Source organism: Pseudomonas sp. 22085, from assembly GCF_052045815.1.
Lineage (GTDB): Bacteria > Pseudomonadota > Gammaproteobacteria > Pseudomonadales > Pseudomonadaceae > Aquipseudomonas > Aquipseudomonas glycinae.
This window is the reverse complement of record NZ_JBQEQA010000010.1, coordinates 58,346-84,494: the sequence shown is the minus strand read 5'-3', so window position 1 is coordinate 84,494 and position 26,149 is coordinate 58,346. Positions and strand designations below refer to the sequence as shown.

Below are 26,149 nucleotides of genomic sequence, written 5' to 3'. Positions count from 1 at the left end.
CTACGCTGTCAGCAAGAATCGAAGCTACAACAAGACGCTGCATCTTCCTTGCCCTTGGCTGACCTGACAGCCGCTGCCGTGTACAGAACATAAAAACCATCGACTCACGCTGCATTCGGGGAAACACAACATGGTCACGATGAAACGCATTCTGGGCGCCACTGTTTTCGGGCTGACGCTGCTGGCCAGCGCAGTTCAAGCCGAACAGCGCGAACTGCGGGTGTACAACTGGGCGGATTACATCCTGCCGTCGGTGCCCAAGGATTTCGCCGCCAAAAGCAACATCAAAGTGACCTGGGACACCTTCGACACCAACGAATCGCTCGAAGCCAAACTGCTGACCGGTAACTCCGGCTATGACCTGGTGGTGCCGTCGAATCAGTTCCTCGATACCCAGATCAAGGCCGGCGTGTTCCAGAAACTCGACAAGTCCAAGCTGCCGAACTGGAGTCACCAGGACCCGGCGCTGCTCAAGTTGCTCGACGCCAACGACCCCGGCAACCAGTACGGCGTGCCCTACATGGTCGGCACGGTGCTGATCGGCTTCAACCCGGCCAAGGTCAAGGCGGCGCTCGGCGAGAATGCACCGGTGGACAGTTGGGACCTGGTGTTCAAACCGGAGAACATGGAAAAGCTGAAATCCTGCGGCGTGGCGATGCTCGATTCGCCATCGGAAATCCTGCCGCTGGCCTTGCATTACCTGGGCCTGGACCCGAACAGCCAGAACCCTGCCGACTATGAGAAAGCCAAGGACCTGATGCTCAAGGTTCGCCCTTACGTCACCTACTTCAACTCGGCCAAATACATGACCGACATCGCCAACGGCGACATCTGCGTAGCCATCGGTTACTCCGGCAGCTTCTACCAGTTCGGCAATCGGGCCAAAGAAGCGGGCAACGGCGTGGTGGTCGACTGGCGCTTGCCGAAGGAGGGCGCGCCGATCTGGTTCGACACCTTCGCTATTCCGAAGAGCGCGAAGAACGTTGAGGAGGCTCACGAGTTCCTTAACACCTTGCTCGATCCGAAAGTCATCGCGTCGATCAGCGACTTCCTCGGTTACCCGAATGCCAACAAGGATTCGCTGCCGCTGATCAACAAGGAAATTACCGGCAACCCGAACCTGACGCCGACCAGCGAAGCGCTGAAAAAACTGTACGTGGTGCAACCGTTGCCGCAGAAACTGGAGCGGGTGCGGACCCGGGTGTGGACCAGCATCAAGTCGGATAAATAAGCCCAAAACCGGGGGAGCGAACCACGTTCGCTTCCCCGGTCGTTATTTCGCCTGACTTTGTTCGGCCGACTTGTCCTTTGTCAGGATCAGGCTAAGCACCACCGACGCCAAAATCAGCCCGCCGACGATCGCCAGCGACCACTCCACCGGCATGTGAAACCACGGCATCACCGTCATCTTCCCGCCGATGAACACCAGCACCAGCGCCAGCCCGTACTTGAGCAGATGAAAGCGGTCGGCCATGTCCGCCAGCAGAAAGTACAGCGCCCGCAGGCCCATGATCGCGAAAATGTTCGAGGTGAAAATGATGAACGGATCAGTCGTCACCGCGAAAATCGCCGGGATGCTGTCGACCGCAAACATCAGGTCGCTGGCTTCGATCAGCACCAGCACCAGAAACATCGGCGTGGCCCAGCGCACACCGTTCTGCAGCACAAAAAAGCGCTCGCCGTGAAAGCTGTTGGTGATCCGCATATGCCCACGCACCCAGCGCAAGAGCGGGTTGTTATCGAGGTCCGGTTGCTGCTCGGCGAACACCAGCATCTTGATCCCGGTGATGATCAGGAACACGCCGAACACATACAGCAGCCACGTGAACTGCGACACCAGCCATACCCCGGCAAAAATCATCGCCGCGCGCATCACGATCGCCCCGAGCACGCCATACAGCAGCACCCGGCGCTGCAACTCCGGGGGCACGGCGAAGTAGCTGAAGATCATCACGAAGACGAACATGTTGTCGATCGACAGCGACTGCTCGATCAGGTAACCGGTGAGAAATTCCAGGGTCTTGACCTTGGCGATTTCGGGACCGAATTCGCCGTTCAGATACCACCAGAGCAATCCGGCGAAGGCCATCGCCAGCATGCACCAGGCAAATACCCAGGATGAGGCTTCCCGTACCGAAACCCGATGTGCCTTGCGCCCACCGAGGACGAACAGGTCGACGGCCAGCATGGCGAGGACAAAAACGATGAAGGCGACCCACATCCAGGGTTCGCCGATGTTGATGGGGTGCATGCCGTTCTCCCTGTCTTTATGTTTTTCGGGGTAGACGGGGCCATGCTAGTAGGAGCCTTCCGGCAAAGAAAAATCGTTTATTTCGTGGGTATTGTTCGTGAATAACGAAGTGTCGGTCGACACGGGCAGAGTGCGGGTAATACTTCATTCAGCACTTCTTTGCTAACCTCGCTGTCGAGTCAGTCCACCACTCCGGGAGCTACGATCATCGACACGCCAGATCCTCAAGCCGTCTGCAGCCCGATCACCAGCGCTGCCATATTCATCGTGGCGACCCTCAACGCCGAGGCAGAGGCCGCCGAAAAAGTCCGTGCCTGGTGCGCCGATATCGCGGGCCTGACGCGCTCGGTCGGCAAGCGCGTCCCCTCGGGAAACCTGTCCTGTGTCTGCGGATTTTCTTCCAGCGCCTGGGATCGTCTGTTCGGCAGTCCGCGACCGGCGTCCTTGCATGACTTTCGCGAATTCGGTGTGGAAGGGCGGCGCGCCGTTTCCACGCCAGGCGACTTGCTGCTGCACATTCGCGCCGATCAAATGGACCTGTGTTTCGAACTGGCGACGCAATTGATGTCGGCGCTGGATGGCGCCGTGACGGTGACCGACGAGGTGCAGGGTTTCCGCTATTTCGACATGCGCAGCATCATCGGTTTCGTCGACGGCACGGAGAATCCGGTCGGCCGCAAAGCCGAGCATTTCACCCTCGTGGGCGATGAAGATCAGCCGTTCAGTGGTGGCAGTTATGTGCTGGTGCAGAAGTATCTGCACAACATGAAAGCGTGGAACGAGTTGCCGGTCGAGGCGCAGGAGCGGGTGATCGGGCGCACCAAACTGTCCGATATCGAGCTGGACGATTCGGTCAAACCGAGCAATTCCCACAGCGCGCTGACGACCATCACCAAGGACGGCGAAGAGGTGAAAATCCTGCGCGACAACATGCCGTTCGGCCGGCCCGGCGCAGGTGAGTTCGGCACTTATTTCATCGGCTACGCGCGTTCGCCGGAGCCGTTGGAGCAGATGCTGGAGAACATGTTTGTCGGCAAGCCGCCGGGCAATTACGACCGGTTGCTGGACTTCAGCACGGCGGTCACCGGCAGTCTGTTTTTCGTGCCTTCGGCGGATTTGCTGGAAGAGTTGGCAGAGCGATAAAAAAACGGCGGGATCAATCGATCCCGCCGTTTTGCATTTACTTGCCTGCTGCCAGCGCTGGCGTGCGTGGCGGCACCAGACGCCTGGAACCGGTCGCCTCAAACGCCGCTGCCAGACGCAGCAACGTCGAGTCGTCATAGGCGCGACCGGCAAACGTCAATCCCACCGGCATGCCGATGTCGGCCATCACGCCCATCGGCACGGTGACGGTCGGCACGCCGAGGTGGCGGATTGCGAGGTTGCCGTTGGCGACCCAGATGCCGTTGCTCCAGGCGATATCCGCCGAGGCCGGGTTGACGTCGGCGTCCGCCGGGCCGACGTCGGCGTTGGTCGGGAACAGCACGGCGTCGAGGCCGAGGCGATCCATCCAGTCTTCGAGGTCGAGCTTGCGAGTCTTCTCCAGACCGCGCAGGCCGTCCGGCAGGGTCGGGATCTGATCCCACGGCGTGATGCCGCGCTGGGCCATGCGCACGTATTCGTCCATGCCGGCAGCGAGGTCGCCTTCACGATTGGGCAGGGTGCCCGGGTCGTGGGGGAAGATTTTCGCCCCGTCGACGTCCGCCAGACGGTTGAGTTTCGGGTCGTCGTTGGCACGCAGGAAATCATCGAACGCCCAGGCCGACAGTTCCCACAGTTCATGGTGCATGAACTCTTTGGAAACGATGCCGCGATTGAACACGGTCGGCGCGCCCGGACGATCACCTTCGCAGTTGGAGACCAGCGGGAAATCCACTTCGATCACTTCGGCGCCGGCTGCTTCGAGGGCCTGACGTGCCTGTTTCCAGAGATCGATCACCGACGCGCGAGTGTTGATGCGCTGCCCGGTCGGGCCGCCGATGCCTGGTGCTTCGCTGGTGCCGGCCTCAGGGTCGGCGTTGATGTACATGCGCGGCACGCCCAGGCGTTTGCCGGCCAGTGCATCACTTTTCACAGCGAGTTCAAGGTAAGAAGCAGGGCGCACCGAGGTCACGTTCGGGATCGGCACCCACGGTTGCAGGCGCCACAGGTCGCCACGGGTGTCGGTGTCTTCGGCGACCACCACGTCGAGGACTTCCAGCAGGTCGGCCATGGTACGGGCGTAGGGCACTACCACGTCCATGGTCGGCGTCAGCGGCCAGTTGCCGCGTACCGAGATCACGCCGCGCGACGGCGTGTAGGCGCACAGGCCATTGTTCGAAGCCGGGCCGCGACCGCTCGACCAGGTTTCTTCTGCCAGACCGAAGGCCGAGAAACTGGCAGCGGTGGCGGTGCCGGCACCGTTCGACGAGCCGGAAGCAAACGGTGCAGTCAGATAATCAGCGTTATACGGGCTTTCAGCCCGGCCATAGACGCCGCGCTGCATCCCGCCATTGGCCATTGGCGGCATGTTGGTCTTGCCCAGGCAGATAGCGCCGCCCGCGCGCAGGCGCTCGATGGTGAACGCATCGCGCTGGGCCACCAGATCAACGAAGGCCGGGCTGCCGGACGCGGCGGTCAGGCCTTTGACCAGATAGCTGTCTTTGGCGGTGTAGGGGATGCCGTCCAGTGGACCGAGGGTTTCGCCTTTGGCACGGCGGGCATCGGAGGCCTGCGCTTCTTTCAGCGCGTCGGGGTTGCGCACGATCACCGCATTCAGGGCCGTGGCGGTGTCCGGACCGTCATAGGCGTCGATGCGCGCCAGATAAGCCTGCACCAGTTCAACCGCCGTGGTCTGGCCGGATTCGAGCGCCGCGCGTAATTGGGCAATGGAAACTTCAGTGACTTCGATCATGCTGTTACCGCCGACAGGTTCGCTAAAGGGTGGTTGGTCATTGTTATCGTCGAAAGATGTCAAAGATTCTTGATGGGCGAAACTCTACCCTGAAATTGGCCCATTGGCATGCACAAAGTCGATAAATATCGGTTAATTTCATCGGAAAAACTCTCCCGGCGTCTCACCAAACTGTTGGCGAAACGCCGCGATAAAGGCCGACGTCGAGTCATAACCACACGCCAAAGCCACGTCGGTGACGCGTTCGCCACGCTCCAGCGGCGTCAGCGCACCCAACAGACGCAGGCGCTGACGCCAGGTGCGGAAGGTCAAGCCGGTGTCGCGCAGGAACAGCCGAGTCAGGGTTTTCTCGGTCACGCCGAATTTTTCGCTCCAGTGCGCTAGGGTGGTCTGCTGTTCCGGATGTTGCTCCAGACTCTGGTATATCTGGCGCAGGCGACTGTCCTGCGGCAATGGCAGCATCAGGTCGATGGGCGGGGCATCGGCCAGTTGATCGAGGATCACCTGGGCCAGGCGCCCGTGCGGGCCGCTCTGGTCATATTCGACAGGAATCTGACTGAACGCTCGAATCAGCTCACGCAAAAGATCGCTGACGCCGAGCACATGACAACGCTCCGGCGCCCAGTCGGCAACACTGCAATCGATGTACAGGCTGCGCATTTCCGTGTGCGGTGAACTGAACACCCGATGCGGCACCCCCGCCGGAATCCACACCGCCCGCTCCGGCGGCGCAACGAAACGACCGACGGCAGTCTGTACTTCGAGCACGCCCTGGATCGCGTAGGACAACTGCACCCACGGATGACTGTGGCGTCGGGTCAACGCGCGATTGGGCAGCGATTCGGTGCGCCCGTACAGCGGACGCGGCAGGCTGGGCAGCCCGGGAATGCTGCGTCTGACGCTCTTGTCGTGTCCTTTTGGCGGCATCTGTGGGTTCTTCGGCGTTAGTCGGTAATTTCCAGTCACGTTAGAGTCGCTTCCACGTACTGGCAACCCCCGGATGAGCAAACCATGACGCGCCCACGATTTTTGCCCGACAACTTCACCCTGACCCTGATCGGCGTGGTACTGCTGGCCAGCTTCCTGCCCGCCAGCGGCCAGGTCGCGGTCGGCTTCGGCTGGCTGACCAACATTGCCATCGCGCTGCTGTTTTTCCTGCACGGCGCCAAGCTGTCGCGGGAATCGATCATCGCCGGCGCCGGTCACTGGCGCCTGCATTTGTTGGTGTTCGGCCTGACCTTTGTCCTGTTCCCGCTACTGGGACTGGCGCTCAAGCCGCTGCTGTCGCCATTGATCGGCGATCAGCTGTACATGGGCATGCTTTACCTGTGTGCGCTGCCGGCCACGGTGCAGTCGGCGATTGCCTTCACTTCGCTGGCGCGGGGCAATATTCCGGCGGCGATCTGCAGCGCGGCGGCGTCCAGTCTGTTCGGGATTTTCCTGACACCGCTGCTGGTGACGCTGCTGCTGAACGTTCACGGTGACGGCGGCTCGACCCTCGACGCAATCGTGAAAATCAGCGTGCAATTGCTGCTGCCGTTCATCGCAGGTCAGATTGCCCGTCGCTGGATCGGCGCCTGGGTCGGTCGCAATAAAAACTGGCTGAGATTCGTCGATCAGGGCTCGATTCTGCTGGTGGTCTACGGCGCGTTCAGCGAAGCCGTGAACGAGGGCATCTGGCACCAGATTCCGGTGAGCGACCTGCTGGGGCTGGTGGTGGTCTGCTGCATTCTGCTGGCACTGGTGCTGTTGGCGTCCACGCTGCTGAGCAAGGCGTTCGGTTTCAGTCTGGAGGATCGCATCACCATCCTGTTCTGCGGCTCGAAGAAAAGCCTGGCCACCGGTGTGCCGATGGCGCAGGTATTGTTCGCTGGCAGCACCATCGGCGTACTGATTCTGCCGCTGATGCTGTTCCATCAGATTCAATTGATGGTTTGTGCGGTGCTGGCGCAACGCTATGCCAAGCGTTCGGAGCCGGTAACCGAGTTGATGGCACAGGTTGATCCATAGTCGTATTGCGGCGTTCAGGACGGACGCCGCACATTCTTTAGTTATTTCAAGATAATCAACAAGTTGTATCTTGAGTCGAGGTTTATGCGCGGCTTAGAGCCTGAAATATGCTGAAAAAATTCCCTTCAAGGGGTTGTCACCCCACCCATGCGTGTTTAGGATCCAATCCTCGAAATCATTACAAGCCTGGACATGAAGTCCAGCCGCGCAGGGATATTATGGACAGTGAAATTCCCGACTCCTCATTTTCATGAATAATCGCTAGATAGCCGATTGTTCATCTTCCAGAAAGCCAAAAACATCTTGACGCCTGAAGGCGATTCAAGCGGTTGACTGTGTTTCCAACATTGGAAACGGACTTACGTCAGGGAATGTACGTATGAAGAAGATAGACAGGATAGTCATTGTCGGTTTCGGCAGTATTGCCCAGGCCTTGATGCCATTACTAGTTGCACGGTATGACGCCGAGATCGTTATTTTTGACAAGGAAGTCGACGTTGACCGGCAGCTGGTTGCTGATGAGTATTCGGCGTGCCTTATTAGAAAGATGATAACGCCGCGTAACTTCAAAGAAGTGCTCGGGCACTATTTGAGTGAACATGCTTTTCTGTTGAATCTGGCGGTTTCGGTTTCGAGTGAAGCCCTGATTGAGCTGGCTCAGAGTTTCCAGGCCCTGTATCTGGACACTTGCATAGAGCCCTGGGAGTACAGCGCAGAGCAGCATTCGAATCTCACGAGTAACTTCTCGTTGCGCGAAAACCTCAAGGGGTTTTCCGCCAGTCGACCACCCGAAAGTGCGACGGCGATCGTGGCACACGGCGCCAATCCCGGTTTCATTTCAGTGCTTTTGAAAAAGGCTCTGGTGCAAATGGCCGCCTTGAACGGTATCGCTTTTGAAGGCGGGAACCGTCAAGACTGGGCAATGCTGTCGCAACAACTGGGTATTCGGGTCATACAGGTATCCGAGCGCGACACGCAGTTCGCCAATGTCGAACGATCATCAGGGCATTTCATGTGCACCTGGTCCGTGGATGGCTTGATCACTGAATGTCTGCAGCCTGCGGAAATGGGCTGGGGCAGTCATGAGGCGCACGTGCCCGAAGGCGCAACGTTGAATCGCTATGCGCTGGCAATGAAAGAACAGGGGCGCGAGATCAGGGTCAAGAGCTGGTCGCCGAACTATCTGGACTTTGCCGGCTACTTGCTGACCCACAACGAGTCGTTGTCGATTGCCGAGTATCTGACCCTGGGCGACGCTGCCAACCCGATTTACCGGCCGACGGTCTATTACGCCTACCACCCCTGTGATCAGGCCGTCGAGTCGATGGCTCTGTTGGCCAGTGGTGATGAAGAGCATGTTCTTTCCAAGGAAGTGCTCAAAGGGAACATCACCTCCGGTATCGACGAACTCGGCGTCTTTCTGATCAGCGATAGATACCAGTCCCTGTGGATGGGATCGAACCTGTCCATTGGCAAGGCAAGGAAAATGGCCAGACACAACAGCGCCACCAGCCTGCAAGTGGTGTCGAGCATCGTGGCGGGAATGGCATGGGCGCAGGCCCACCCCAAAGCGGGGGTGCTGGAAAGCGAAAGGCTGGATTGGGAGTTCGTCTACGACATCGTCGAGCAGTATTGGCAACCCATCGTTTTCCAGCAGGTCGATTGGCGGCCGGTAGAGTCCGGTTCCCTGTCGTTCAAGGGCTTTATGGTGTGATCACACCCTCAAAATCAAGGATGAATGTATGTCGATGTCAATCGGATCGGTAACCCGCACCACACCAGAAGCTTCAGCCGTACTCTCCGGATTCAGGTTCCCGTCGGTAGAGCTGGCAGATTCGGAAAGACAGGAATGGAAAGAGATTTTCTTTGATTCCGTCATCACGGAATACGATGCCCGGCGTCTTTATTGGTACCTTGAGGCTAACTACCCGCAGGTGTTCGCAAGTTTGCAGGATGTACTCAACCCCTGGTTGAAGGATGAGATCGATCACGCCTACGGATTTGCCCTGATCTATGCCGCGTATACCAGCATTCCCTTTGACGAAGTGTCGTTGAGCGTCGAACTCCGGAAGCCGGATTTCAGCATTATCGAGTCAATAGCGGCTGATCCTTTAAAGCTGTTGGTGACACTGGCTTATGACGAAATCATCACCACCCATGTCTACCATCGAAGTATCGAAAGTTATGACCGTTTCGACTCGCAGCAACTATCTGCCTGGATACGCAAGACGAAGAAAGATGAAGTGACTCACTTTTTCTCATTTGTGAAAAAAGCCAGGGAGCTCTTTCCGCACCGAATGGATGAGATCCCGACGATACTCGATGAAATATTCGAGATCGATTTCGAGAAGCCGAGTTACACCGGAACTTTTGTCCTGGATCACAATGCTCCGGATTTCCCGATTGCCAAACATGAAATCAAGGACATGATCATTCCGGCGATCATCAAGAAGTTCAGCGAGTAATCACGTCAGGCTCAAGGAGGGTGTGGCATGGAAGCGGCGTTTTTGAAAAAACGTAATTGGAGTTCCAGAGCGATCTTTGAAGAGATCGATTCCAGTGGGTGGACCAACCCCGGCATCGATGCATCTTTCAAAGAGTTTTTCATGGCCGACCTCGTGTCCGAATACGACTCTGTCAATCTCTATAACTTTCTCTATCCGAGACGAAAGGACTTCTCACCGTATTTCGTCCAGTACCTGGATTTCTGGTATGCCGATGAGCGCAATCATGCTGACGGTTTTTTTGAACTGAATCGGCTGATTTTCGGCACCGGGGAAGTGGAGCTGGTCGATGCCCTGAAGCGCCGGGTCGGGGATTTTTCAGACCTGGAAGACATCCTGTCGAGCGAGTTCAATCTGCTGTTGCTGTTTGCTTACGATGAGTATGTCTCGGTCAAGACCTACAAGAAGGACACCTTTTATCAGGGTTTCGGTCATGCAGGATTCAACAACTGGATCAAGAACCTGATCGCCGATGAAGCCATCCATTTCGGCAATGCGGTGAAAATCCTCAAGACCTTCCATGCCGACAAACTGCATCAGGCCGAGAGCGTGTTGAACGCAATCGCGGGTTTTGAGGGTGAAGCTTACAAGAACACGTTTCTGTTCGATCACGACGGGCCGCACTTCCTGCTTGAAAGCGACGAGGTCGGTGGCGCCGTCATTGACGAAATTCTCTCCATATTGCGCAAGAGGTAGCTGTGAAAAAGGAATACTACATAGTCGTGGCTCTTTTGCTGATGATCTTTGGCGAGATCCTGACAATCTACAGCGAGGTGTACGCTTCGAAACTTCCGGGCCGGGTCATGGAGACTCCAGGCATGTTCCTCAAACCGATGATTCTGATCTGTATCGCCGGCATCAGCCTCATTCTGGCCTATTGGATGGGGTATCAGGGAACGGGCAACATCTGGGTCGTGACCGTCGCTTCCTTGACGTTGCTGTTGGTGCTGGAACCCATCGTCATCTACGCCATGCTCCGAGAGTTGCCGGAGCGAGGAGCATTGATCGGTTTCATTCTGGGCGCCGCAGGACTCATTTCAACCGTGGCACTTTAAGCAAAAGGAAATTGTTTATGTCGACGCAAGACACTATCAAGACATGCACGGTATGCGGTTATGAATATGATCCGGCGGTTGGCGATCCGCAGAACGGGATCGCGGCCGGTACACCCTGGGATGACGTACATGACGACTGGCTGTGCCCTGATTGCCAGATGCCCAAGGAGGATTTCGAATAACGGGCGTCAAGCCGACCCACCGTACTTGACGGCTGCCGCGGCGCGCGACGGCACGTTCAAGGTGCGTAGCAGGGAAGACACATGAATCCGCACCGTGAACGGCGAAATATCCAGTTCACGGGCGATTTCCTTGTTGGTCTTGCCCTGGGCGATCAGCCGCAGCACCTCTTGCTGACGCGGGGTGAGGGCGGTGCCGGTGTCCAGCGGCAGCAGGCCGGACGGGGCGAATTTCACCAGTACCTCACCTTCACGAATCGCCCGGATCGCCTGACCGATCTCGTCGGGGGCGATGTTCTTGCCGATAAAACCATCGATGCCGGCGGCCATGACTTCGCCGATCAGCGTTTCGTCATCGACCATCGACACCACGATCAGCGTGGTTCGCGGCAAGCGGCGGCGTAATTCCGCGAGCTGGCTGACACAGGTCAGGCCGGGAAAGCGCAGGTCGAGGATCAAGGTGTCGGGCTCATCGCCCGCCGGCAACAGGGCGAGCACGCTGTCGAGGTCGCCGGCTTCTTCGATCAGGGCTTCGGGCAGCAAACGCTGGACGGTGCGCAGCAGCGCTTCGCGAAACAGCGGGTGATCGTCGGCTATGATGATTCGGCACGCCATGGCAAAACCCTCCCTGGGTCAGCATTTCTCACGGCATGCACCTTAGCACCGGGCGAAGGCATTGCCTGTTGATTCGTGCTGTTTATGACGACTGCCGCACAAGGACGTTCCACCATGAAGTTCGAAAAGAACACCGAGCTCGACCAGGCCAATCTGCGCATCATCATCGCCAGCATCGCGCTGGTTTACATGGCCGTGCTCGGTTTCCTGCCAGGCCAGCGCTTCGATACCTATCTGCCGGTGGTCACCTACATTTGCCTGTTTCTGCTGGCCTCCGTCGTGCTGCGCCAGGCTATCGTGCGCTGGCCGGGGCATTATCCGGCGCGGCGGATTTTCGGCATGCTCCACGATTACACCGGCACCAGTTTCGGGCTGGTGGTCGGCGGCGAGGCGGCGTTGCCCATTTATGCCGTCATGGTCTGGGTCAATCTCGGCAACGGCATGCGTTACGGCTCGCGCTACCTGGCGATCGCCACGGTGTTGGCGTTGCTGGCACTGCTGGCGGTTTATCGGTTGACGCCGTACTGGCAGGCGCAACCGTTCATGGTGTTGATGCTGATGATCACCAGCACGGTGATTCCGGTGTATGCGCACCTGCTGCTGGAGCGTACGCGCAAGGCGTCCGAAGAGGCCGTCGCCGCCAATCTGGAAAAGTCGCGTTTCCTGGCTCAGGCCAGTCATGACCTGCGTCAGCCGATCCATTCCATCGGGTTGTTTACCGCGTGCCTGCGCGAGTCGCGACTGGGCGAGGAGGAGCGGCGGCTGGTAGACAGCATCGACCGTTCGCTGCTCAATGTGTCGCAGCTGTTCCGTTCGATCCTCGATCTCTACACCCTCGACAACGGGCGGATTCTGCCCCGGTTGCAGACGCTTGAGCTGGGCGAGTGGCTGGCGGATCTGATCCGCCAGAACGCCGAAGCTGCACGTTGGGCGGGTGTGGAGCTGCGCTTGCGGCGTTGTGAACATTGGGTGCGCACCGATCCGGCGTTGCTCGCGACCATGGTGCAGAACGTGCTCTCCAATTGCTTCAAGTACGGTGCGCACCGACCGGTGCTGATTGGTGTGCGCAAGCGCGGCGCGAGTTTGGCCATCGCGATTTACGACCGCGGCAACGGTATCGCTGAAGAGCATTTGCCCAAGGTATTCGAGGAATTTTATCGGGTTCGCCAATTGCGCGACAAAGACGTCGAAGGCGTAGGCCTGGGGCTTTCGATTGTCCGGCGATTGGGGCAGCTGATCAGCATCGATGTCGCGATCCGTTCACGATTGGGGCATGGCACGGCGGTGACCTTGCTTGGCCTGCCGCTCGCGCCGCCGCAGATGCCGGTCAATCGTGAAGAGGCTCGGCAAATCGGTTTGCTGACGGGGTTGAAGGTGTGCCTTGTGGAAGATGATCGCAACGTTCTGTTGGCGACCTCGGCGTTGCTTGAGCGTTGGGGCTGCGTTGTGCAGGCCGAACCGAGCGGGCAAGGTCTGGTCACGGACTGTGACGTCATCGTGGCCGACTATGACCTCGGCTCCCACAGCACAGGCATCGAGTGTATCGATGAGGTTCGTCGTCAGCGCGGTTATGCGGTCCCGGCCATGATCATCACCGGGCATGACATCGAAAAAATCCAGGCGGCCCTGCATGATCGGCAGATCGCCATTCTGTCCAAGCCGGTACGCCCGGCCGAGCTGCGCGCGACCTTGCGTGCGCTGCGCGACCGGCAGACCGAAGCGGTCAGCGCTTACACAGATAGTCTTGCGTGATGGTGGTTTGCAGGCAGTTGTACTGGCCCATGGTGCGGCAGATGTTTTTCTCCGAGCCCGACACTTCGGCGCTCTTGTAGCCCCAGACCTTGCAACGACCTTCAGCCGCGGCCAGGCCTTGAGCGGCGGAGGTTTGCCCGCTCTCGAACTGGCCCAGTTCATAGGAGACCTGGACAACGCCGTCGGTCTTGCTGCCGCCGGTGGCTTCCCATTGCTTGGGGGTGGCGCAGCCGGTCAAAACGACGGCCGCGAGGCTGAGGGTGGCGATGAGTGTTTTCATGATTGAACGCAATCCTTTACCGGATGAGAAGAGGCACTGGAACGGTTTTTCTGCGCCGGATTACTGGTACGGAATCGGCGACGCGCCTTTGGGCAGGCAGGACAGCGGAGGCGTCATGATGCCCATGCTGGCCACCGCGATGATCGCGCCGCTGGGCAGCTCGCAGTTGTATTCGCCGGCGGCGGTGTAGGCGGTGTAGTAGGTCAGCGTGCTGTCGTTGCGGATGTTGCCGATCCTGGTGACCGGTTGGCCGATGACGGTTTGGGCACGTTCGCGCATGCTGTCTTCGGTGGGTTTGGCGGTCTGGCAACCGCTGGCCCCGAGGAGCAGGGCACCGAGAACCGTGATCTTGGCGAGGCTGAGCTGCAGTTTCATGGTGTTTCTTCCTTGGTGTTGTTGTTTTTCCAGGCACAACGATCCCGCGCACTGCGCAGCGGCAATGTTGGGGAGCGTCGGGGGTTGCGAGGGAATATAACGCCAGGGATCGGGGTGGTCGATTAGCACAAATGTGCTAGTGCGGCGCAACCAGCGGTGAGCTGATTGCGCCGATAGCGGTTATTGAGGGCTGTTGAACTGGTCGGAATAGCTGCCGCTCATGAGGGCTGAGGCCACCTGGTCGGAGCCGACGCCTGCGCGGGAATAGGCGAGCCGGCTGGCACCGACCTTGTCTGCGCCATCGGCGGCGAGGGCGCCTGCGCCAACGTGATCGGCACCGTCAGAAGCAACGGCACCTGCGCCGACATGATCGGCGCCGTCAGAGGCAACAGCACCTGCGCCGACATGATCGGCACCGTCAGAAGCAACGGCACCTGCGCCGACATGATCGGCACCGTCAGAGGCAACAGCGCCTGCGCCGACGTGATCGGAACCGTCAGAGGCAACAGCCCCGGCACCGACGTGATCCGCGCCGTCAGAAGCAACTGCACCTGCACCGACATGATCCGATCCGTCAGAAGCTACGGCCCCTGCGCCGACATGATCTGAGCCGTCAGAGGCAACAGCGCCTGCGCCAACGTGATCCGCGCCGTCAGAGGCAACAGCGCCGGCGCCAACGTGATCCGCGCCGTCAGAAGCTACAGCTCCAGCGCCGACATGATCCGCACCATCAGAGGCGACAGCCCCCGCACCCACATGATCCGCCCCATCCGACGCCAATGCCTGCGCCTTCGCAGCCCAGACACTGGGCATTGCCACCGTTGCCGCAACTGCCAGGACAAGGCCCGGCCAAAGCGTGTGCTTCATGATGTTCTCCACGCCCCATCAGCCAAACAGCAACCGAGCATTACCCGTCATGCGTTGCGTGACGGAAGGCTCGTCGGCCCGGGGTCAACCAGATTGGTGAATGGCACGGGGGCACCGGAGGGTGCACGGGTGTCGACGGTTTACAGGAAATCTGGACAGCGAACTGAAAAGTATAGTTCGCCCTTGGCGGGAGGCAGGCTGAAGGGCCGTGAAGGCGATAGTCGGTTAGCTTCCTTGCAGACTGGCGCTAGAAAAAAATCAATCTAAAAACCGCGTAGCGCAATGCAGCGTGTTTGCTAGGCTCAAGAATGTAGGCGAAGACGCAGACTGATGCGCAAGCGGATAGCAAGGGGACGTGGGGCGCGTTCCGAAGGGTACACGGTTAGAAAGATCTCCGCGCTGAGATCCAGCCCTTATGCCGTGTGAAGCAGCCGAGACCGTACCCCTCTCAATTTGGTCCGGTACTGTGAGAAGCCTGATAAACCTTGTAAGCCAGAGACCAGCACTGGCCGCCTACTCAAACACCAAAGCCCGCCTCGTGCGGGCTTTGACGTTTTCCGGCTTTAGATGCTGGCCAGCGCCTGCGCCAGATCCGCACGCAGGTCTTCGATATCCTCAACACCTACCGACAGACGCACCAGGCTGTCACCGATGCCAAGTTTGGCGCGGGTTTCCGCCGGAATGGTCGCGTGAGTCATGATCGCCGGGTGCTCGATCAGGCTTTCCACGCCGCCAAGGCTTTCGGCCAGAGCGAAGATCTGCACGTTCTCCAGGAAGCGCCGGGCGCCTGCCAGATCACTGTTCAGATCCAGGGAAATCATCCCGCCGAACCCACGCATCTGCCGCTTGGCCAGTTCGTGCTGCGGGTGGGATTCCAGGCCTGGGTAGTAGACGCGTTTGACCAGCGGCTGTTGCTCCAGCCAGCGCGCCAGTTCCAGTGCGTTACTGCAATGACGCTCCATGCGCAGCGCCAGCGTCTTCACGCCGCGCAGGGTGAGGAACGCGTCGAACGGGCCGGAGATGGCACCAACGGCGTTCTGCAGGAAACCCAGGCGTTCGGCCAGTGCTGGATTGTCGCCAACGACCGCGATCCCGCCGATCACGTCGGAGTGACCGTTCAGGTATTTGGTGGTCGAGTGCAGCACGATGTCGAAACCCAGTTCCAGCGGACGCTGGATCCACGGGCTGGCGAAGGTGTTGTCGGCCACGCAGATGATCCCGCGGGCCTTGCAGATGCGCGCAATGGCGGCGAGGTCGGACAGGCTCAGCAGCGGGTTGGTCGGCGTCTCGACCATGACCATGCGCGTGTCGTCCTGCAGCGCCGCTTCGAACGCTGACAGATTCGCCAGATCGACGTAGCTGAAACGATGCCCGGCACTGCGCTGGCGCACCTTGTCGAACAGGCGGAACGTGCCGCCGTACAGGTCATTGCCGGACACAATGTGCGAGCCGGCATCGATCAGTTCGAGTACGGTGGAAATCGTCGCCAGCCCGGACGCGAAGGCGAACGCCTGGGTGCCGCCCTCCAGATCCGCCACGCAACGCTCCAGGGCAAAACGCGTCGGGTTGTGCGAGCGGCCGTAGTCGAAGCCCTTGTGCACGCCGGGGCTGTCTTGCAGGTACGTGGAGTTGGCGTAGATCGGCGGCATCAGCGCGCCGGTGGTCGGATCCGGCGTTTGCCCGGCATGGATCACGCGGGTGGCGAAGCCTTGTTGACGGGCGTTCTTGTCGTGCTGGCTCATGCCAGGGATCTCCGTAATTGATTGAGCATGTCGACGCGGGTGATCAGGCCGTGGAAGCCTGAAGCGTCGGCGATGATGGCCACCAGACCGCTGCTGAGCACGGCTTCCAGTTCAGCCAGCGTCGCGCCGGGGGCGAGGGTTTGCAACTTGTCGGTCATCGCGCTGGAAACGGGTTTGCTGAAGAGCGAAGCGTCTTCGTGTACACGCACCAGAATGTCCGACTCGTCGATCACGCCGACCAGTTGCTTGCCATCCACCAGCACCGGCAGTTGTGAAACGTCGGCCAGGCGCATGCGCTGGAACGCGGTCATCAGCGTATCGTCCGGGCCGACGCTGACGACTTTGCCGTCTTCGAAGCGTCGGGCGATCAGGTCGCGCAAGTCGCCGTAGCGTTTGCGCTGCAGCAGTCCCTGATCGGTCATCCACTGGTCGTTGTAGACCTTCGACAGGTAGCGAGTGCCGGTGTCGCAGACGAAGCTGACCACGCGTTTCGGCTCGGTCTGTTCGCGGCAGTAGCGCAGCGCGGCAGCGAGCAGGGTGCCGGTGGACGAACCACCGAGAATGCCTTCAGCTTTCAGCAGCTGACGGGCGTGACTGAAGCTTTCTTCGTCGCTGATCGAGTAGGCGCTGCGCACGCTCGACAGGTCGGTGATCGACGGAATGAAGTCCTCGCCGATGCCTTCCACCGCCCACGAACCTGCGGTGCCGAGATGTTTGCTACGGCTGTATTCAGCCATCACCGAACCGACCGGGTCAGCCAGGACCATTTCCAGATCCGGTTGTACGCGCTTGAAGAAGCGGGTCAGGCCGGTCAGCGTGCCGGCCGAGCCGACGCCGACCACGATCGCGTCGAGGTCATGCTCGGTCTGGGCCCAGATTTCCGGTCCGGTGCTGCACTCGTGGGCCAGTGGGTTGGCGGGGTTGTTGAACTGGTCGGCGAAGAACGCGCCGGGAATGTCCTTGGCCAGACGAGCGGCGACATCCTGGTAATACTCGGGATGGCCCTTGCCGACATCGGAGCGGGTGATGTGCACTTCGGCGCCCATGGCCTTGAGATGCAGGACTTTTTCGGTGGACATTTTGTCCGGCACCACCAGCACGACGCGGTAGCCCTTGGCGCGGCCGACCAGGGCCAGGCCCAGACCGGTGTTGCCGGCGGTGGCCTCGACGATCGTGCCGCCGGGTTGCAGGCGACCATCGCGCTCAGCGGCGTCGATCATGGCCAGACCGATGCGGTCCTTGATCGAACCGCCGGGGTTTTGTGATTCGAGTTTGAGAAACAGGGTGCAGGGACCGGTATCGAAGCGGGTGACTTGTACCAGCGGCGTATTGCCGATCAGCCCAAGTACGGCAGGGCGTGAATCCTTTGACATCTCTTCACCTCTTTGTGGTGTTGATCGCGTTCCATTCGCGGGGAAAAAGCTCGCGTGCAACATAGGCTCAGACCTGCGCTGTCGCAACCTTTAAACGGCCGGAAATACTGCCATTTCGATCTAACGATAGAACGAAATCGGAGAGGGGAAGGAAGTGATTTGCGGGGGTTTATACGCAGGCGTCATCGAGTATTGAAAGGGCGTCTTCAGCGTCACGAAGCGCTTGATCCGGTAGTAAAAATCTTGCAGCGAAAAATGCTGATTGATTGCTCGTCTGAATGTGAAATGCACACAGCCGCAAGTCACGTCATACCAATCTCAGGTGCCGGGCAGATTTTTTAGCCGCGATTTGCCCGGTATGCAGCGTTTGCAATCCCGCGCGATGCGCGATTAATATACGATCCATATACACTTCGTATCGGATATTGCCATGGGCATCGTAAAGATTTCAGAGGACATGCACGAAAATCTGCGCATCTCCAGCAACGCACTCAGCCGCTCGATCAACGCGCAGGCCGAACACTGGATGCGCATCGGCATGCTCGCCGAGCTGTATCCCGACCTTGATCACCACGCCATTTGCCGGTTGCTGATCCGCGCCGAACAATCGGGCGGTCTGGATCTGCAGCAAGTCTGTGCCCTGGCCGATGCCGCGCAGAACGCCTCGGTCAAAGAGGCGGCCAAGGCATGAGAAACCCGATCAAGATCAACACCCACGCCGAAATCGCCCAATCCCGCGAGGCCGGCAGACTGGCCGCCGAGGTGCTGGCGATGCTGGTCCCGCACGTCAAGGCTGGCGTGACGACCGATCAGCTCGACCAGTTGTGCAACGACTACATCGTCAATGTGCAGAAAGCCATTCCGGCCAACGTCGGTTATCACGGCTTTCCGAAAACCGTCTGCGCGTCAGTCAACGAAGTGGTGTGTCATGGCATTCCGTCGAAGCGCGTGCTGAAGGACGGCGATATCGTCAACCTCGACATCGCGGTGATCAAGGACGGCTGGTTCGGCGATACCAGCCGCATGTACGTGGTCGGCGAACCGACGCCCGAGGCGCGACATCTGATCAAGACCACTTACGACGCCATGTGCGCGGGTATCCGCGTCGTGCGGCCGGGCGCTACGCTGGGTGACATCGGCCATGCGATTCAAAGTCTGGCGGAAAAAGAAGGGTTCAGCGTGGTGCGCGAGTACTGCGGGCACGGGATCGGCAAGGTTTATCACGATGAACCGCAGGTGCTGCATTACGGTTATCCGGAGCAAGGCTTGAAGCTGAAGGCGGGGATGATTTTCACCATCGAGCCGATGCTCAATGCCGGCAAGCGCCATGTGAAGAGCCTGGCGGATGGCTGGACTGTCGTGACCAAGGATCAGTCATTGTCGGCGCAGTGGGAGCACATGATTGCGGTGACTGATGACGGATTCGAAGTTTTGACGGCTTGGCCTGACGAAATTGATGGGTTTGCGCCGATCAACTGATACCGAGTCGCCTGCTGGCCCTCACCCCAGCCCTCTCCCGGAGGGAGAGGGAGCCGATTGGGGAATATTGGAGAATTACGCCGACCTGAAAACTCCGCGGTGAATCCATAATCGCCGCCGACCAGAATGCTGTGCCAAATCCACAATCGACTCGGTTTTTCAGGTCGATGTACAGCGCAAGACACCTCGGTCGGCTCCCTCTCCCTCCGGGAGAGGGCTGGGGTGAGGGCGGGCAGGCGACTCGGTGTTAATGAGCCCCCGCCGCTTTGTTCAAATCGCTCTCAGCCCAATCGGTATAGACGCAAGCATCCGCCGTCGCCCAACGCACCCGAACCGGATCTCCAGCCTTCAACGGCATCCCCGCCGCCGACAGCGCCTTCACCGTCATCGAAGTCCCGCCCGAAGTCACCACACTGCAGGTCTGACTTTCCCCCAGAAACAACACCTCGACCACCTTCGCCGAAACCTCATTCCAGCCCGCCGCCAACGGCTCACTCGCCGCCTGCTGCACACTCAACGCCAACGCCTTTTCCGGACGCACCATCAGCAGCACATCCTGCCCGGTCTGCAATCCTGCGGTGAGACGGATCGACAGCGACTGCTCCTCAAAACTCGCCGCCGCATTGCCCTGCGCCTTGAGCTTGAGGAAATTCGAGTTGCCGAGGAACGACGCCACAAATGCATTCGGCGGATTCTGATAAAGGTCATAACCGCTGCCGAGCCCGACAATCTTGCCGTGACTGAAAATCGCGATGCGCTGGGACAGGCGCATGGCTTCTTCCTGGTCGTGAGTCACGTAGACGATGGTGATGCCGAGGCGGCGGTGCAGCTGGCGCAATTCGTCCTGCAGGTCTTCGCGAAGTTTCTTGTCCAGCGCACCGAGCGGTTCGTCCATCAGCAGAATGCGTGGCTCGTAAACCAGAGCGCGAGCGATGGCGACCCGTTGCTGCTGGCCGCCGGACAGTTGCGAAGGGCGGCGATGGGCGAATTGTTCGAGCTGCACCAGTTTCAGCATCGCATCGACGCGTTTGTCCCGCTCGGCGGCAGCGAGTTTGCGGATCGCCAGCGGAAACGCGATGTTGTCGCGCACCGACAGATGCGGGAACAGCGAATAACGCTGGAACACCATGCCGATGTCGCGCTTGTGCGGCGGCACGTTCACCAGCGACTGGCCGTTGACCAGGATCTCGCCGCTGCTCGGCGTTTCGAAACCGGCGAGCATCGACAGCGTGGTGCTTTTGCCCGAGCCGCTGGAGCCGAGGAAGGTCAGGAATTCGCCGTCCTTGATGTCCAGCGAGATGTTGTCCACGGCCGCGAAATCGCCGTAGTGCTTGTTCAGGTTGCGCAGGCTGACCAGGGGGTTGTCGTTCTGCTGGGATGCGTCTTTGATCACGGCACTCATGTCGTACTCCTGGGCGCTCAGGCGCTGATTTCGTTGCGCCGGCGCAGGGCGGCGGCGATCACCATGACCAATACCGACAGGCCGATCAGCAGCGTCGAGGCGACGGCGATCACGGGTGTCAGGTCCTGGCGCAGGGTGGTCCACATTTTCACGGGAAGGGTTTGCAGGGTCGGGCTGGCCATCATCACGCTGAGCACCACTTCGTCCCACGAAACCAGGAAGGCGAAGAGGGCGCCGGCCACCATCCCCGGACGGATCGCCGGGAAGGTGACCTTGAACACCGCTTGCAGGCGTGACGCACCGCAGATCACCGCCGCGTCTTCAATCGACTGATCGAACAGCTTCAGCGAATTGATGATCGAGATGATGGTGAACGGCAGCGCGACGATCACGTGGCTGACGACGAAGGCGAACATCGTGCCGGTGTAGCCGAGCTTGAGGAACAGCGCGTACACCGCCACGGCGATGATCACCAGCGGCACGATCATCGGCAGGGTGAACAGGCCGTAGAGCATTTCCCGGCCGGGGAAGCGTCCGCGCACCAGCGCAAAGGCCGTCGGCAAACCGAGGGCGACGGCGCAGATTGTGGTCAGCACCGCGACCTTGAGACTGGCCAGCGCTGCGCTCATCCAGTCGGCGTTGGAGAAAAACTGCACGTACCATTTCAGCGTCCAGCCCGGTGGCGGGAACACCAGCCACTGGGACGAACCGAACGACAGCAGGACGATGAACACGATCGGCAACAGCAGGAACAGGCCGATCAGCCCGGTGGTGAAATACAGGCCGAAGCGCATCCGGCGACTCATGGCATTGGGCGTCAGGAGCATCTCGGCTTACCTCGCGTGACTGGCGCCAACCGGAGATTCCGGCTGCAGCTTCAGGTAGACGTAGAACAGCACCAGCGTGATGACGATCAGCAACGCGGCGCCGGCGCTGGCCAGGCCCCAGTTGAGGAACGACTGCACCTGCTGAATGATGAATTCCGGCAGCATCATGTTCTGCGCACCGCCCAGCAGCGCCGGGGTGACGTAGTAACCGAGCGACATCACGAACACCATCAACCCACCGGACGCCAGCCCCGGCCGGCACAGCGGCAGGAACACCCGGAAGAAGTTGGTCCAGGGACTTGCGCCACAGATCGAGCCGGCCTGCAGGATCATCGGGTCGATGGCCTGCATGGTCGCCTGCAACGGCAGCACGATGAACGGAATCATGATGTAGCTCATGCCTATCACCACGCCGGTCAGGTTGTGCACCATTTCCAGCGGCTGATCGATGATGCCCATGGCCATCAAGGCTTTATTGATGACGCCCGAAGCCTGCAACAGCACCAGCCACGAATAGGTGCGGGCGAGGAGGCTGGTCCACATCGACAGCAGTACGATGTTGAGGATCCAGCGGCCCCAGCCGCGCGGCACCAGGGTGATTGCCCAGGCCAGCGGAAAGCCCAGCAGCAGGCTGAACACCGTCACCAGTCCCGCCACCGAAAAGGTGTTGAACAGCACCCGGGCGTACGCCGAGTTGGCGAACAGTTGTTCATAGTTGCCAAGGCCCGGCACCGGTTCCAGCACGCCGCGCAGCAACAAACCAATCAGCGGGGCGAGAAAGAACAGGCCAAGGAACAGCAGTGCCGGCGCGAGATTGCCGGCGCCGCGCCAGCGTTGCTTGAGGGACGGGGCTTGCGCCATGGCACTCGCCTTTTTTCCTTCGGCCAGGCCGGCAGCGCTCGGGGCGCTCCCGGTGGCAGTGGAGGGACGGGACGCGGTGGCCGCCATTTTCATTTGACCAGCCATTCGTTCCACCGTGTCGCGATGGCCGGACCGTTCTTGGCCCAGTACGCGAAATCAAGAGTGATCTGATCCTTAGCGTAGGCAGTCGGCAGGTTCGGGGCCAGCGTCGAGTCCAGACGCTGCACACTGTCGACGTTGACCGGGGCGTAAGCGGTCAGGTTGGAGAAGTCGGCCTGGCCCTTCGCGCTACTGGCGCTGGCCAGAAACTTCATCGCCGCGTCCTTGTTTTTCGCGCCCTTTGGCACCACCAGAATGTCGGCCATGACCAGGTTCTGTTTCCAGCTCACGCCGACCGGTGCGCCGTCTTCCTGCAGGGCATGAATCCGGCCGTTCCAGAACTGGCCCATGCTCGCTTCACCGGAGGCCAGCAGTTGCTGCGACTGCGCGCCGCCGCCCCACCAGACGATGTCTTTCTTGATGGTGTCGAGTTTCTTGAAGGCGCGATCCAGATCCAGCGGGTAGAGCTTGTCGGCCGGCACGCCGTCGGCGAGCAGGGCGAGCTCAAGCACGCCGGGACTTGGCCATTTGTACAGGGCGCGTTTGCCGGGGAAGGTCTTGGTGTCGAACAGCGCGCTCCAGTCCTGCGGCTTGTTGGCGCCGAGCTTGCCCTCGTTGTAGCCGAGGACGAAGGAGAAGAAGAACGAGCCGACGCCGTAGTCGCTGACGAAACGCGGGTCGATCTTGTCGCGCTGGATCTGTTTGAAATCGAGGGGTTCGAGCAGGCCTTCGGCGGCGGCGCGCAGGGCGAAGTCGGCTTCGACGTCGACCACGTCCCATTGCACGTTGCCGCTTTCGACCATGGCCTTGAGTTTGCCGTAGTCGGTCGGGCCGTCCTGCACGACGGTGATGCCGCTGGCCTTGCTGAACGGATCGGCCCAGGCCTGTTTCTGCGCATCCTGGGTGCTACCGCCCCAGCTGACAAAGTTCACACTCTCGGCGGCCATCGCGGCCTGACCGGTCACGCTCAGCAGTCCCGCAAGAAAGATCGCGGTTGCAGCTTTGTTCAACACCATTTTTACGCCCTCATTGTTGTGTTTTTGAGCGGGCTTTCGTTGTTGCCCGCCTGTCGGGAGCAGTAGCTGGACGGTTTTTTAAGTCGTCCGGTCTATGGAATATCATATTATGGTATTCCAAACTTTGTGCAAGCACTTTGCCGTACCGGCTATCTGGCGAATGTGGGTTTTGTGGGTGTCTGGTTTGATATTTTCAGTGGATTCTAGATCCAGCCCCTCACCCCAGCCCTCTCCCGGAGGGAGAGGGAGCCGACCGAGTTGTTTTACCGCTATACATCGACCTGAAACTCAGAGTCGAACTCGAGTTTTGAACAGCATAGAGATCTGCTCCCTCTCCCTCCGGGAGAGGGCTGGGGTGAGGGCAGCATTAGCCGCTTGAAATGCAACATCGAATCACTCGGTAAACGGAATGCTCTCTACCACCTCAAGATCGTACCCAGTCAACCCGGCATACTTCAGCGGCGGGCCCAAGTGGCGCAGCTTGCCGACGCCCAGGTTCTGCAGAATCTGCGCCCCGGTGCCGACCTCCGAATAGATCCGCGATTGCGAGCGACTGAACTGTCGAGGCGGCTGAGTCAGTTGCGGAATGCGCTCCAGCAGCGCCTGGGAAGATTCATGATTGGCCAGCACCACGACCACGCCATGCCCTTCGGCCGCGACCCGTTGCAGCGCTGCCCACAACGTCCAGTTTGTCGGCCCGCTGTACTCGGCGCCGACCAGATCGCGCAACGGATCGATCACATGCACGCGCACCAGCGTCGGTTCCTCACGGCGCAATTCGCCCATGACCATCGCCATGTGCACGCCGCCCTCGATGCGGTCCTCGAAAGTGATCAAACGAAAGGTGCCATGCACCGTCGGCAACTCCCGTTCGCCGATGCGCTCAATGGTGTGTTCGGTGCTCAGGCGATAGTGGATCAGGTCGGCGATGGTGCCGATCTTGATCCCGTGCTTGCGCGCGAAGACTTCCAGATCCGGACGACGGGCCATGGTGCCGTCGTCGTTCATCACCTCGACGATCACCGAGGCCGGCGTGAAACCCGCCAGCCGCGCCAGATCACAACCGGCTTCGGTGTGACCGGCACGGGTCAACACGCCACCTTCCTTGGCGCGCAGCGGAAAGATATGGCCGGGCTGCACCAGGTCTTCAGCGCGAGCATTTGGCGCCACCGCCGCGGCCACCGTGCAGGCGCGGTCGGCAGCAGAAATGCCAGTAGTCACACCGACCGCCGCTTCGATGGAAACCGTGAACGCGGTGCTGAACACGCTGCCATTGCTCGGCACCATCTGCTCCAGCCCCAGACGCTGGCAATGATCGTCAGTCAACGTCAGACAAATCAGGCCCCGAGCCTCACGGGCCATGAAACTGATTGCCTCGGGCGTGCAACGGTCGGCGGCCAGCAGCAGGTCACCTTCGTTTTCCCGATCCTCGTCATCGACCAGCAACACCATTTTGCCGAGGCGATAATCTTCGATGATTTCTTCGATGCTGTTGAAGGCCATGCTGGACTCTCGATGTGGATGAAATTCGTGGTATACCATAATACAAATTCAACCAAGAGGTCACTATGAAGGCGTACTGGATTGCATACGTGGACATCACCGATCCCGATCACTACAGCCAATACACCCAGCGCGCGCCGAAAGCGTTCGCCGAGTTCGGCGCGAAGTTCTTGGCCAGAGGCGGGCGCAGCGAAGCAATGGAAGGGCGGACGACGCCGCAGCGCAGCGTGGTGATCGAGTTCGACAGCTACGAGCAGGCGGTGGCGTGCTACCGCTCGGCGGCGTATCAGGAAGCGAAGAGCTATCGCGAGGAGTGGGCGCGGGCGGAGATCATCATCGTGGAAGGGATGGCGCCGTAACGGCTTGCTTTGATCGTTCCCACGCTCTGCGTGGGAATGCAGCCCGGGACGCTCCGCGTCCCTTCCACAGCCGAACGCGGAGCGTCCGTTGAGGCATTCCCACGCGGAGCGTGGGAACGATCAGACGGCGCGGGCAGCACGATCAACGCATGAAATGAATCTTGCCGCTGTCGTCATTGCCCATGTACATGCCATACACCCCGGCCTGGCGTTCCTCGATATAGCGTTCGAGGATCTGCCGGATCGCCGGGTAGTAGATCTGGTCCCACGGAATGTCTTCGGGGGCGAAGAATTTGCAGGCGAGGGTTTCCGGGCCGTACTGGCCGGTGATCTCCAGCGCGAGGGCGCGGAATATGATGTAGACCTCGCTGATCTTCGGCACGCTGAAGATTGAATAAGGCGAGACGATTTCCGCGCGTACGCCGCTTTCTTCCCAGACTTCGCGCAGGGCCGCCTGCTCGGTGGTTTCGCCGCTTTCCATGAAACCGGCGGGCAGGGTCCAGGTGCCGGTACGCGGGGGAATTGCCCGTTGGCACAAGAGGTATTTGCCGTCCTGCTCGATGATGCAGCCGGCGATGATCTTCGGGTTTACATAGTGGATGTAGCCGCAACCGCGGCACATCAGGCGCTCGTGCGTATCGCCCGGCGGCACTTGCTGACCGAGGTCAGCGCCACCGCATTTCGGGCAAAAGCTCGGGCTGAACATG

The 26,149-nt window shown here is 59.9% G+C and carries 27 protein-coding genes; 12 read left to right on the top strand and 15 right to left on the bottom strand.

Translation table 11 applies throughout. The annotated features are described in order from the left end of the window. Window positions 1-130: 130 nt before the first annotated feature. Complete coding sequence (locus ACTJK7_RS14205; protein WP_011334637.1) at window positions 131-1,231, top strand: polyamine ABC transporter substrate-binding protein; 1,101 nt, start codon at window positions 131-133, stop codon at window positions 1,229-1,231. 42 nt (window positions 1,232-1,273) lie between these two features. Here ACTJK7_RS14205 and ACTJK7_RS14200 read toward each other — a convergent pair whose 3' ends face one another. After that, on the bottom strand, window positions 1,274-2,251 hold the full coding sequence (locus ACTJK7_RS14200) for a TerC family protein (RefSeq protein WP_440780082.1): 978 nt from the start codon (window positions 2,249-2,251) through the stop codon (window positions 1,274-1,276). Window positions 2,252-2,410: 159 nt separating this feature from the next. Between ACTJK7_RS14200 and ACTJK7_RS14195 the strand changes: the two genes are divergently transcribed. Beyond that, a complete protein-coding gene (locus ACTJK7_RS14195) occupies window positions 2,411-3,394 on the top strand; it encodes a Dyp-type peroxidase (RefSeq protein WP_371915552.1) in 984 nt (327 codons plus the stop codon). A 37-nt stretch (window positions 3,395-3,431) separates the two neighbouring features. On the opposite strand, the gene ACTJK7_RS14190 is transcribed toward ACTJK7_RS14195, so the two are convergent. Continuing rightward, on the bottom strand, window positions 3,432-5,144 hold the full coding sequence (locus ACTJK7_RS14190; RefSeq protein WP_108562400.1) for an amidase: 1,713 nt from the start codon (window positions 5,142-5,144) through the stop codon (window positions 3,432-3,434). A gap of 138 nt (window positions 5,145-5,282) precedes the next feature. Next, on the bottom strand, window positions 5,283-6,071 hold the full coding sequence (locus tag ACTJK7_RS14185) for an AraC family transcriptional regulator (protein WP_011334633.1): 789 nt from the start codon (window positions 6,069-6,071) through the stop codon (window positions 5,283-5,285). 84 nt (window positions 6,072-6,155) lie between these two features. Between ACTJK7_RS14185 and ACTJK7_RS14180 the strand changes: the two genes are divergently transcribed. The 6 genes from ACTJK7_RS14180 (at window position 6,156) to ACTJK7_RS14155 (ending at window position 10,895) form a co-directional block, all read left to right on the top strand. Next, complete coding sequence (locus ACTJK7_RS14180; RefSeq protein ID WP_064380462.1) at window positions 6,156-7,154, top strand: bile acid:sodium symporter family protein; 999 nt, start codon at window positions 6,156-6,158, stop codon at window positions 7,152-7,154. A 379-nt stretch (window positions 7,155-7,533) separates the two neighbouring features. Beyond that, window positions 7,534-8,868 (top strand): saccharopine dehydrogenase C-terminal domain-containing protein, encoded by a 1,335-nt coding sequence (locus tag ACTJK7_RS14175; protein WP_108562396.1) that lies wholly within the window; start codon window positions 7,534-7,536, stop codon window positions 8,866-8,868. A gap of 28 nt (window positions 8,869-8,896) precedes the next feature. Then, a complete protein-coding gene (locus ACTJK7_RS14170; RefSeq protein ID WP_064380457.1) occupies window positions 8,897-9,619 on the top strand; it encodes a hypothetical protein in 723 nt (240 codons plus the stop codon). A 27-nt stretch (window positions 9,620-9,646) separates the two neighbouring features. After that, window positions 9,647-10,354 carry a hypothetical protein gene (locus tag ACTJK7_RS14165; RefSeq protein ID WP_234420574.1) on the top strand — a complete coding sequence of 236 codons (708 nt, stop codon included), beginning with the start codon at window positions 9,647-9,649 and terminating at the stop codon, window positions 10,352-10,354. A 20-nt stretch (window positions 10,355-10,374) separates the two neighbouring features. Continuing rightward, a complete protein-coding gene (locus tag ACTJK7_RS14160) occupies window positions 10,375-10,713 on the top strand; it encodes a hypothetical protein (RefSeq protein WP_084777076.1) in 339 nt (112 codons plus the stop codon). A 17-nt stretch (window positions 10,714-10,730) separates the two neighbouring features. Continuing rightward, window positions 10,731-10,895 (top strand): rubredoxin, encoded by a 165-nt coding sequence (locus tag ACTJK7_RS14155; RefSeq protein ID WP_064380452.1) that lies wholly within the window; start codon window positions 10,731-10,733, stop codon window positions 10,893-10,895. Between the two features lie 6 nt (window positions 10,896-10,901). On the opposite strand, the gene ACTJK7_RS14150 is transcribed toward ACTJK7_RS14155, so the two are convergent. Beyond that, the gene (locus ACTJK7_RS14150) at window positions 10,902-11,507 is read right to left on the bottom strand and encodes a LuxR C-terminal-related transcriptional regulator (RefSeq protein ID WP_108562394.1); all 606 of its coding nucleotides are present in this window, start codon (window positions 11,505-11,507) and stop codon (window positions 10,902-10,904) included. Between the two features lie 114 nt (window positions 11,508-11,621). Here ACTJK7_RS14150 and ACTJK7_RS14145 point away from each other — a divergent pair, with 114 nt between their 5' ends. Beyond that, on the top strand, window positions 11,622-13,259 hold the full coding sequence (locus ACTJK7_RS14145; protein ID WP_108562392.1) for an ATP-binding response regulator: 1,638 nt from the start codon (window positions 11,622-11,624) through the stop codon (window positions 13,257-13,259). Here ACTJK7_RS14145 and yecR read toward each other — a convergent pair. The 5 genes from yecR to ACTJK7_RS14120 all read right to left on the bottom strand — a co-directional run bounded on the left by yecR (window position 13,231) and on the right by ACTJK7_RS14120 (window position 17,896). Beyond that, entirely contained in the window at window positions 13,231-13,539 is a 309-nt protein-coding gene (gene yecR / locus ACTJK7_RS14140; RefSeq protein ID WP_011334629.1) for a YecR family lipoprotein, read from the bottom strand. The genes ACTJK7_RS14145 and yecR overlap by 29 nt on opposite strands. 60 nt (window positions 13,540-13,599) lie before the next feature. Continuing rightward, window positions 13,600-13,914, bottom strand: a complete 315-nt coding sequence (locus ACTJK7_RS14135) for a hypothetical protein (protein WP_064380445.1) — start codon at window positions 13,912-13,914, stop codon at window positions 13,600-13,602. A gap of 218 nt (window positions 13,915-14,132) precedes the next feature. After that, complete coding sequence (locus ACTJK7_RS14130) at window positions 14,133-14,477, bottom strand: hypothetical protein (protein WP_159085221.1); 345 nt, start codon at window positions 14,475-14,477, stop codon at window positions 14,133-14,135. An 867-nt stretch (window positions 14,478-15,344) separates the two neighbouring features. Next, window positions 15,345-16,523 (bottom strand): cystathionine gamma-synthase, encoded by a 1,179-nt coding sequence (locus ACTJK7_RS14125; protein ID WP_440780084.1) that lies wholly within the window; start codon window positions 16,521-16,523, stop codon window positions 15,345-15,347. Next, complete coding sequence (locus ACTJK7_RS14120; protein WP_440780086.1) at window positions 16,520-17,896, bottom strand: pyridoxal-phosphate dependent enzyme; 1,377 nt, start codon at window positions 17,894-17,896, stop codon at window positions 16,520-16,522. Before ACTJK7_RS14120 ends, ACTJK7_RS14125 begins: the two co-directional genes overlap by 4 nt. A 430-nt stretch (window positions 17,897-18,326) precedes the next feature. On the opposite strand from ACTJK7_RS14120, the gene ACTJK7_RS14115 reads away from it, so the two are divergent. Then, entirely contained in the window at window positions 18,327-18,587 is a 261-nt protein-coding gene (locus ACTJK7_RS14115) for a ParD-like family protein (protein WP_011334623.1), read from the top strand. After that, window positions 18,584-19,375 carry a type I methionyl aminopeptidase gene (gene map / locus ACTJK7_RS14110; protein ID WP_085655662.1) on the top strand — a complete coding sequence of 264 codons (792 nt, stop codon included), beginning with the start codon at window positions 18,584-18,586 and terminating at the stop codon, window positions 19,373-19,375. The genes ACTJK7_RS14115 and map overlap by 4 nt, the downstream gene beginning before the upstream one ends. Window positions 19,376-19,622: 247 nt before the next feature. On the opposite strand, the gene ACTJK7_RS14105 is transcribed toward map, so the two are convergent. From ACTJK7_RS14105 to ribBA, 5 genes are all read right to left on the bottom strand, one after another. Then, window positions 19,623-20,777 carry an ABC transporter ATP-binding protein gene (locus tag ACTJK7_RS14105; RefSeq protein ID WP_440780087.1) on the bottom strand — a complete coding sequence of 385 codons (1,155 nt, stop codon included), beginning with the start codon at window positions 20,775-20,777 and terminating at the stop codon, window positions 19,623-19,625. A 17-nt stretch (window positions 20,778-20,794) separates the two neighbouring features. Next, window positions 20,795-21,604, bottom strand: a complete 810-nt coding sequence (locus ACTJK7_RS14100; RefSeq protein ID WP_007957396.1) for an ABC transporter permease — start codon at window positions 21,602-21,604, stop codon at window positions 20,795-20,797. 6 nt (window positions 21,605-21,610) lie between these two features. Further along, a complete protein-coding gene (locus ACTJK7_RS14095) occupies window positions 21,611-22,558 on the bottom strand; it encodes an ABC transporter permease (RefSeq protein WP_108562385.1) in 948 nt (315 codons plus the stop codon). Next, window positions 22,555-23,580: an ABC transporter substrate-binding protein gene (locus tag ACTJK7_RS14090; RefSeq protein WP_064380432.1), complete on the bottom strand. Its 1,026-nt coding sequence runs from the start codon at window positions 23,578-23,580 to the stop codon at window positions 22,555-22,557. The genes ACTJK7_RS14095 and ACTJK7_RS14090 overlap by 4 nt, the downstream gene beginning before the upstream one ends. A 393-nt stretch (window positions 23,581-23,973) precedes the next feature. Next, window positions 23,974-25,083 carry a bifunctional 3,4-dihydroxy-2-butanone-4-phosphate synthase/GTP cyclohydrolase II gene (gene ribBA / locus ACTJK7_RS14085; RefSeq protein ID WP_064380429.1) on the bottom strand — a complete coding sequence of 370 codons (1,110 nt, stop codon included), beginning with the start codon at window positions 25,081-25,083 and terminating at the stop codon, window positions 23,974-23,976. 65 nt (window positions 25,084-25,148) lie between these two features. Here ribBA and ACTJK7_RS14080 point away from each other — a divergent pair, with 65 nt between their 5' ends. Beyond that, a complete protein-coding gene (locus ACTJK7_RS14080; protein WP_108562381.1) occupies window positions 25,149-25,442 on the top strand; it encodes a DUF1330 domain-containing protein in 294 nt (97 codons plus the stop codon). Between the two features lie 142 nt (window positions 25,443-25,584). Here the strand turns inward: ACTJK7_RS14080 and ACTJK7_RS14075 are convergent, their stop codons facing one another. Further along, window positions 25,585-26,148 carry an NUDIX hydrolase gene (locus tag ACTJK7_RS14075; protein WP_108562379.1) on the bottom strand — a complete coding sequence of 188 codons (564 nt, stop codon included), beginning with the start codon at window positions 26,146-26,148 and terminating at the stop codon, window positions 25,585-25,587. Window position 26,149: the final 1 nt, after the last annotated feature.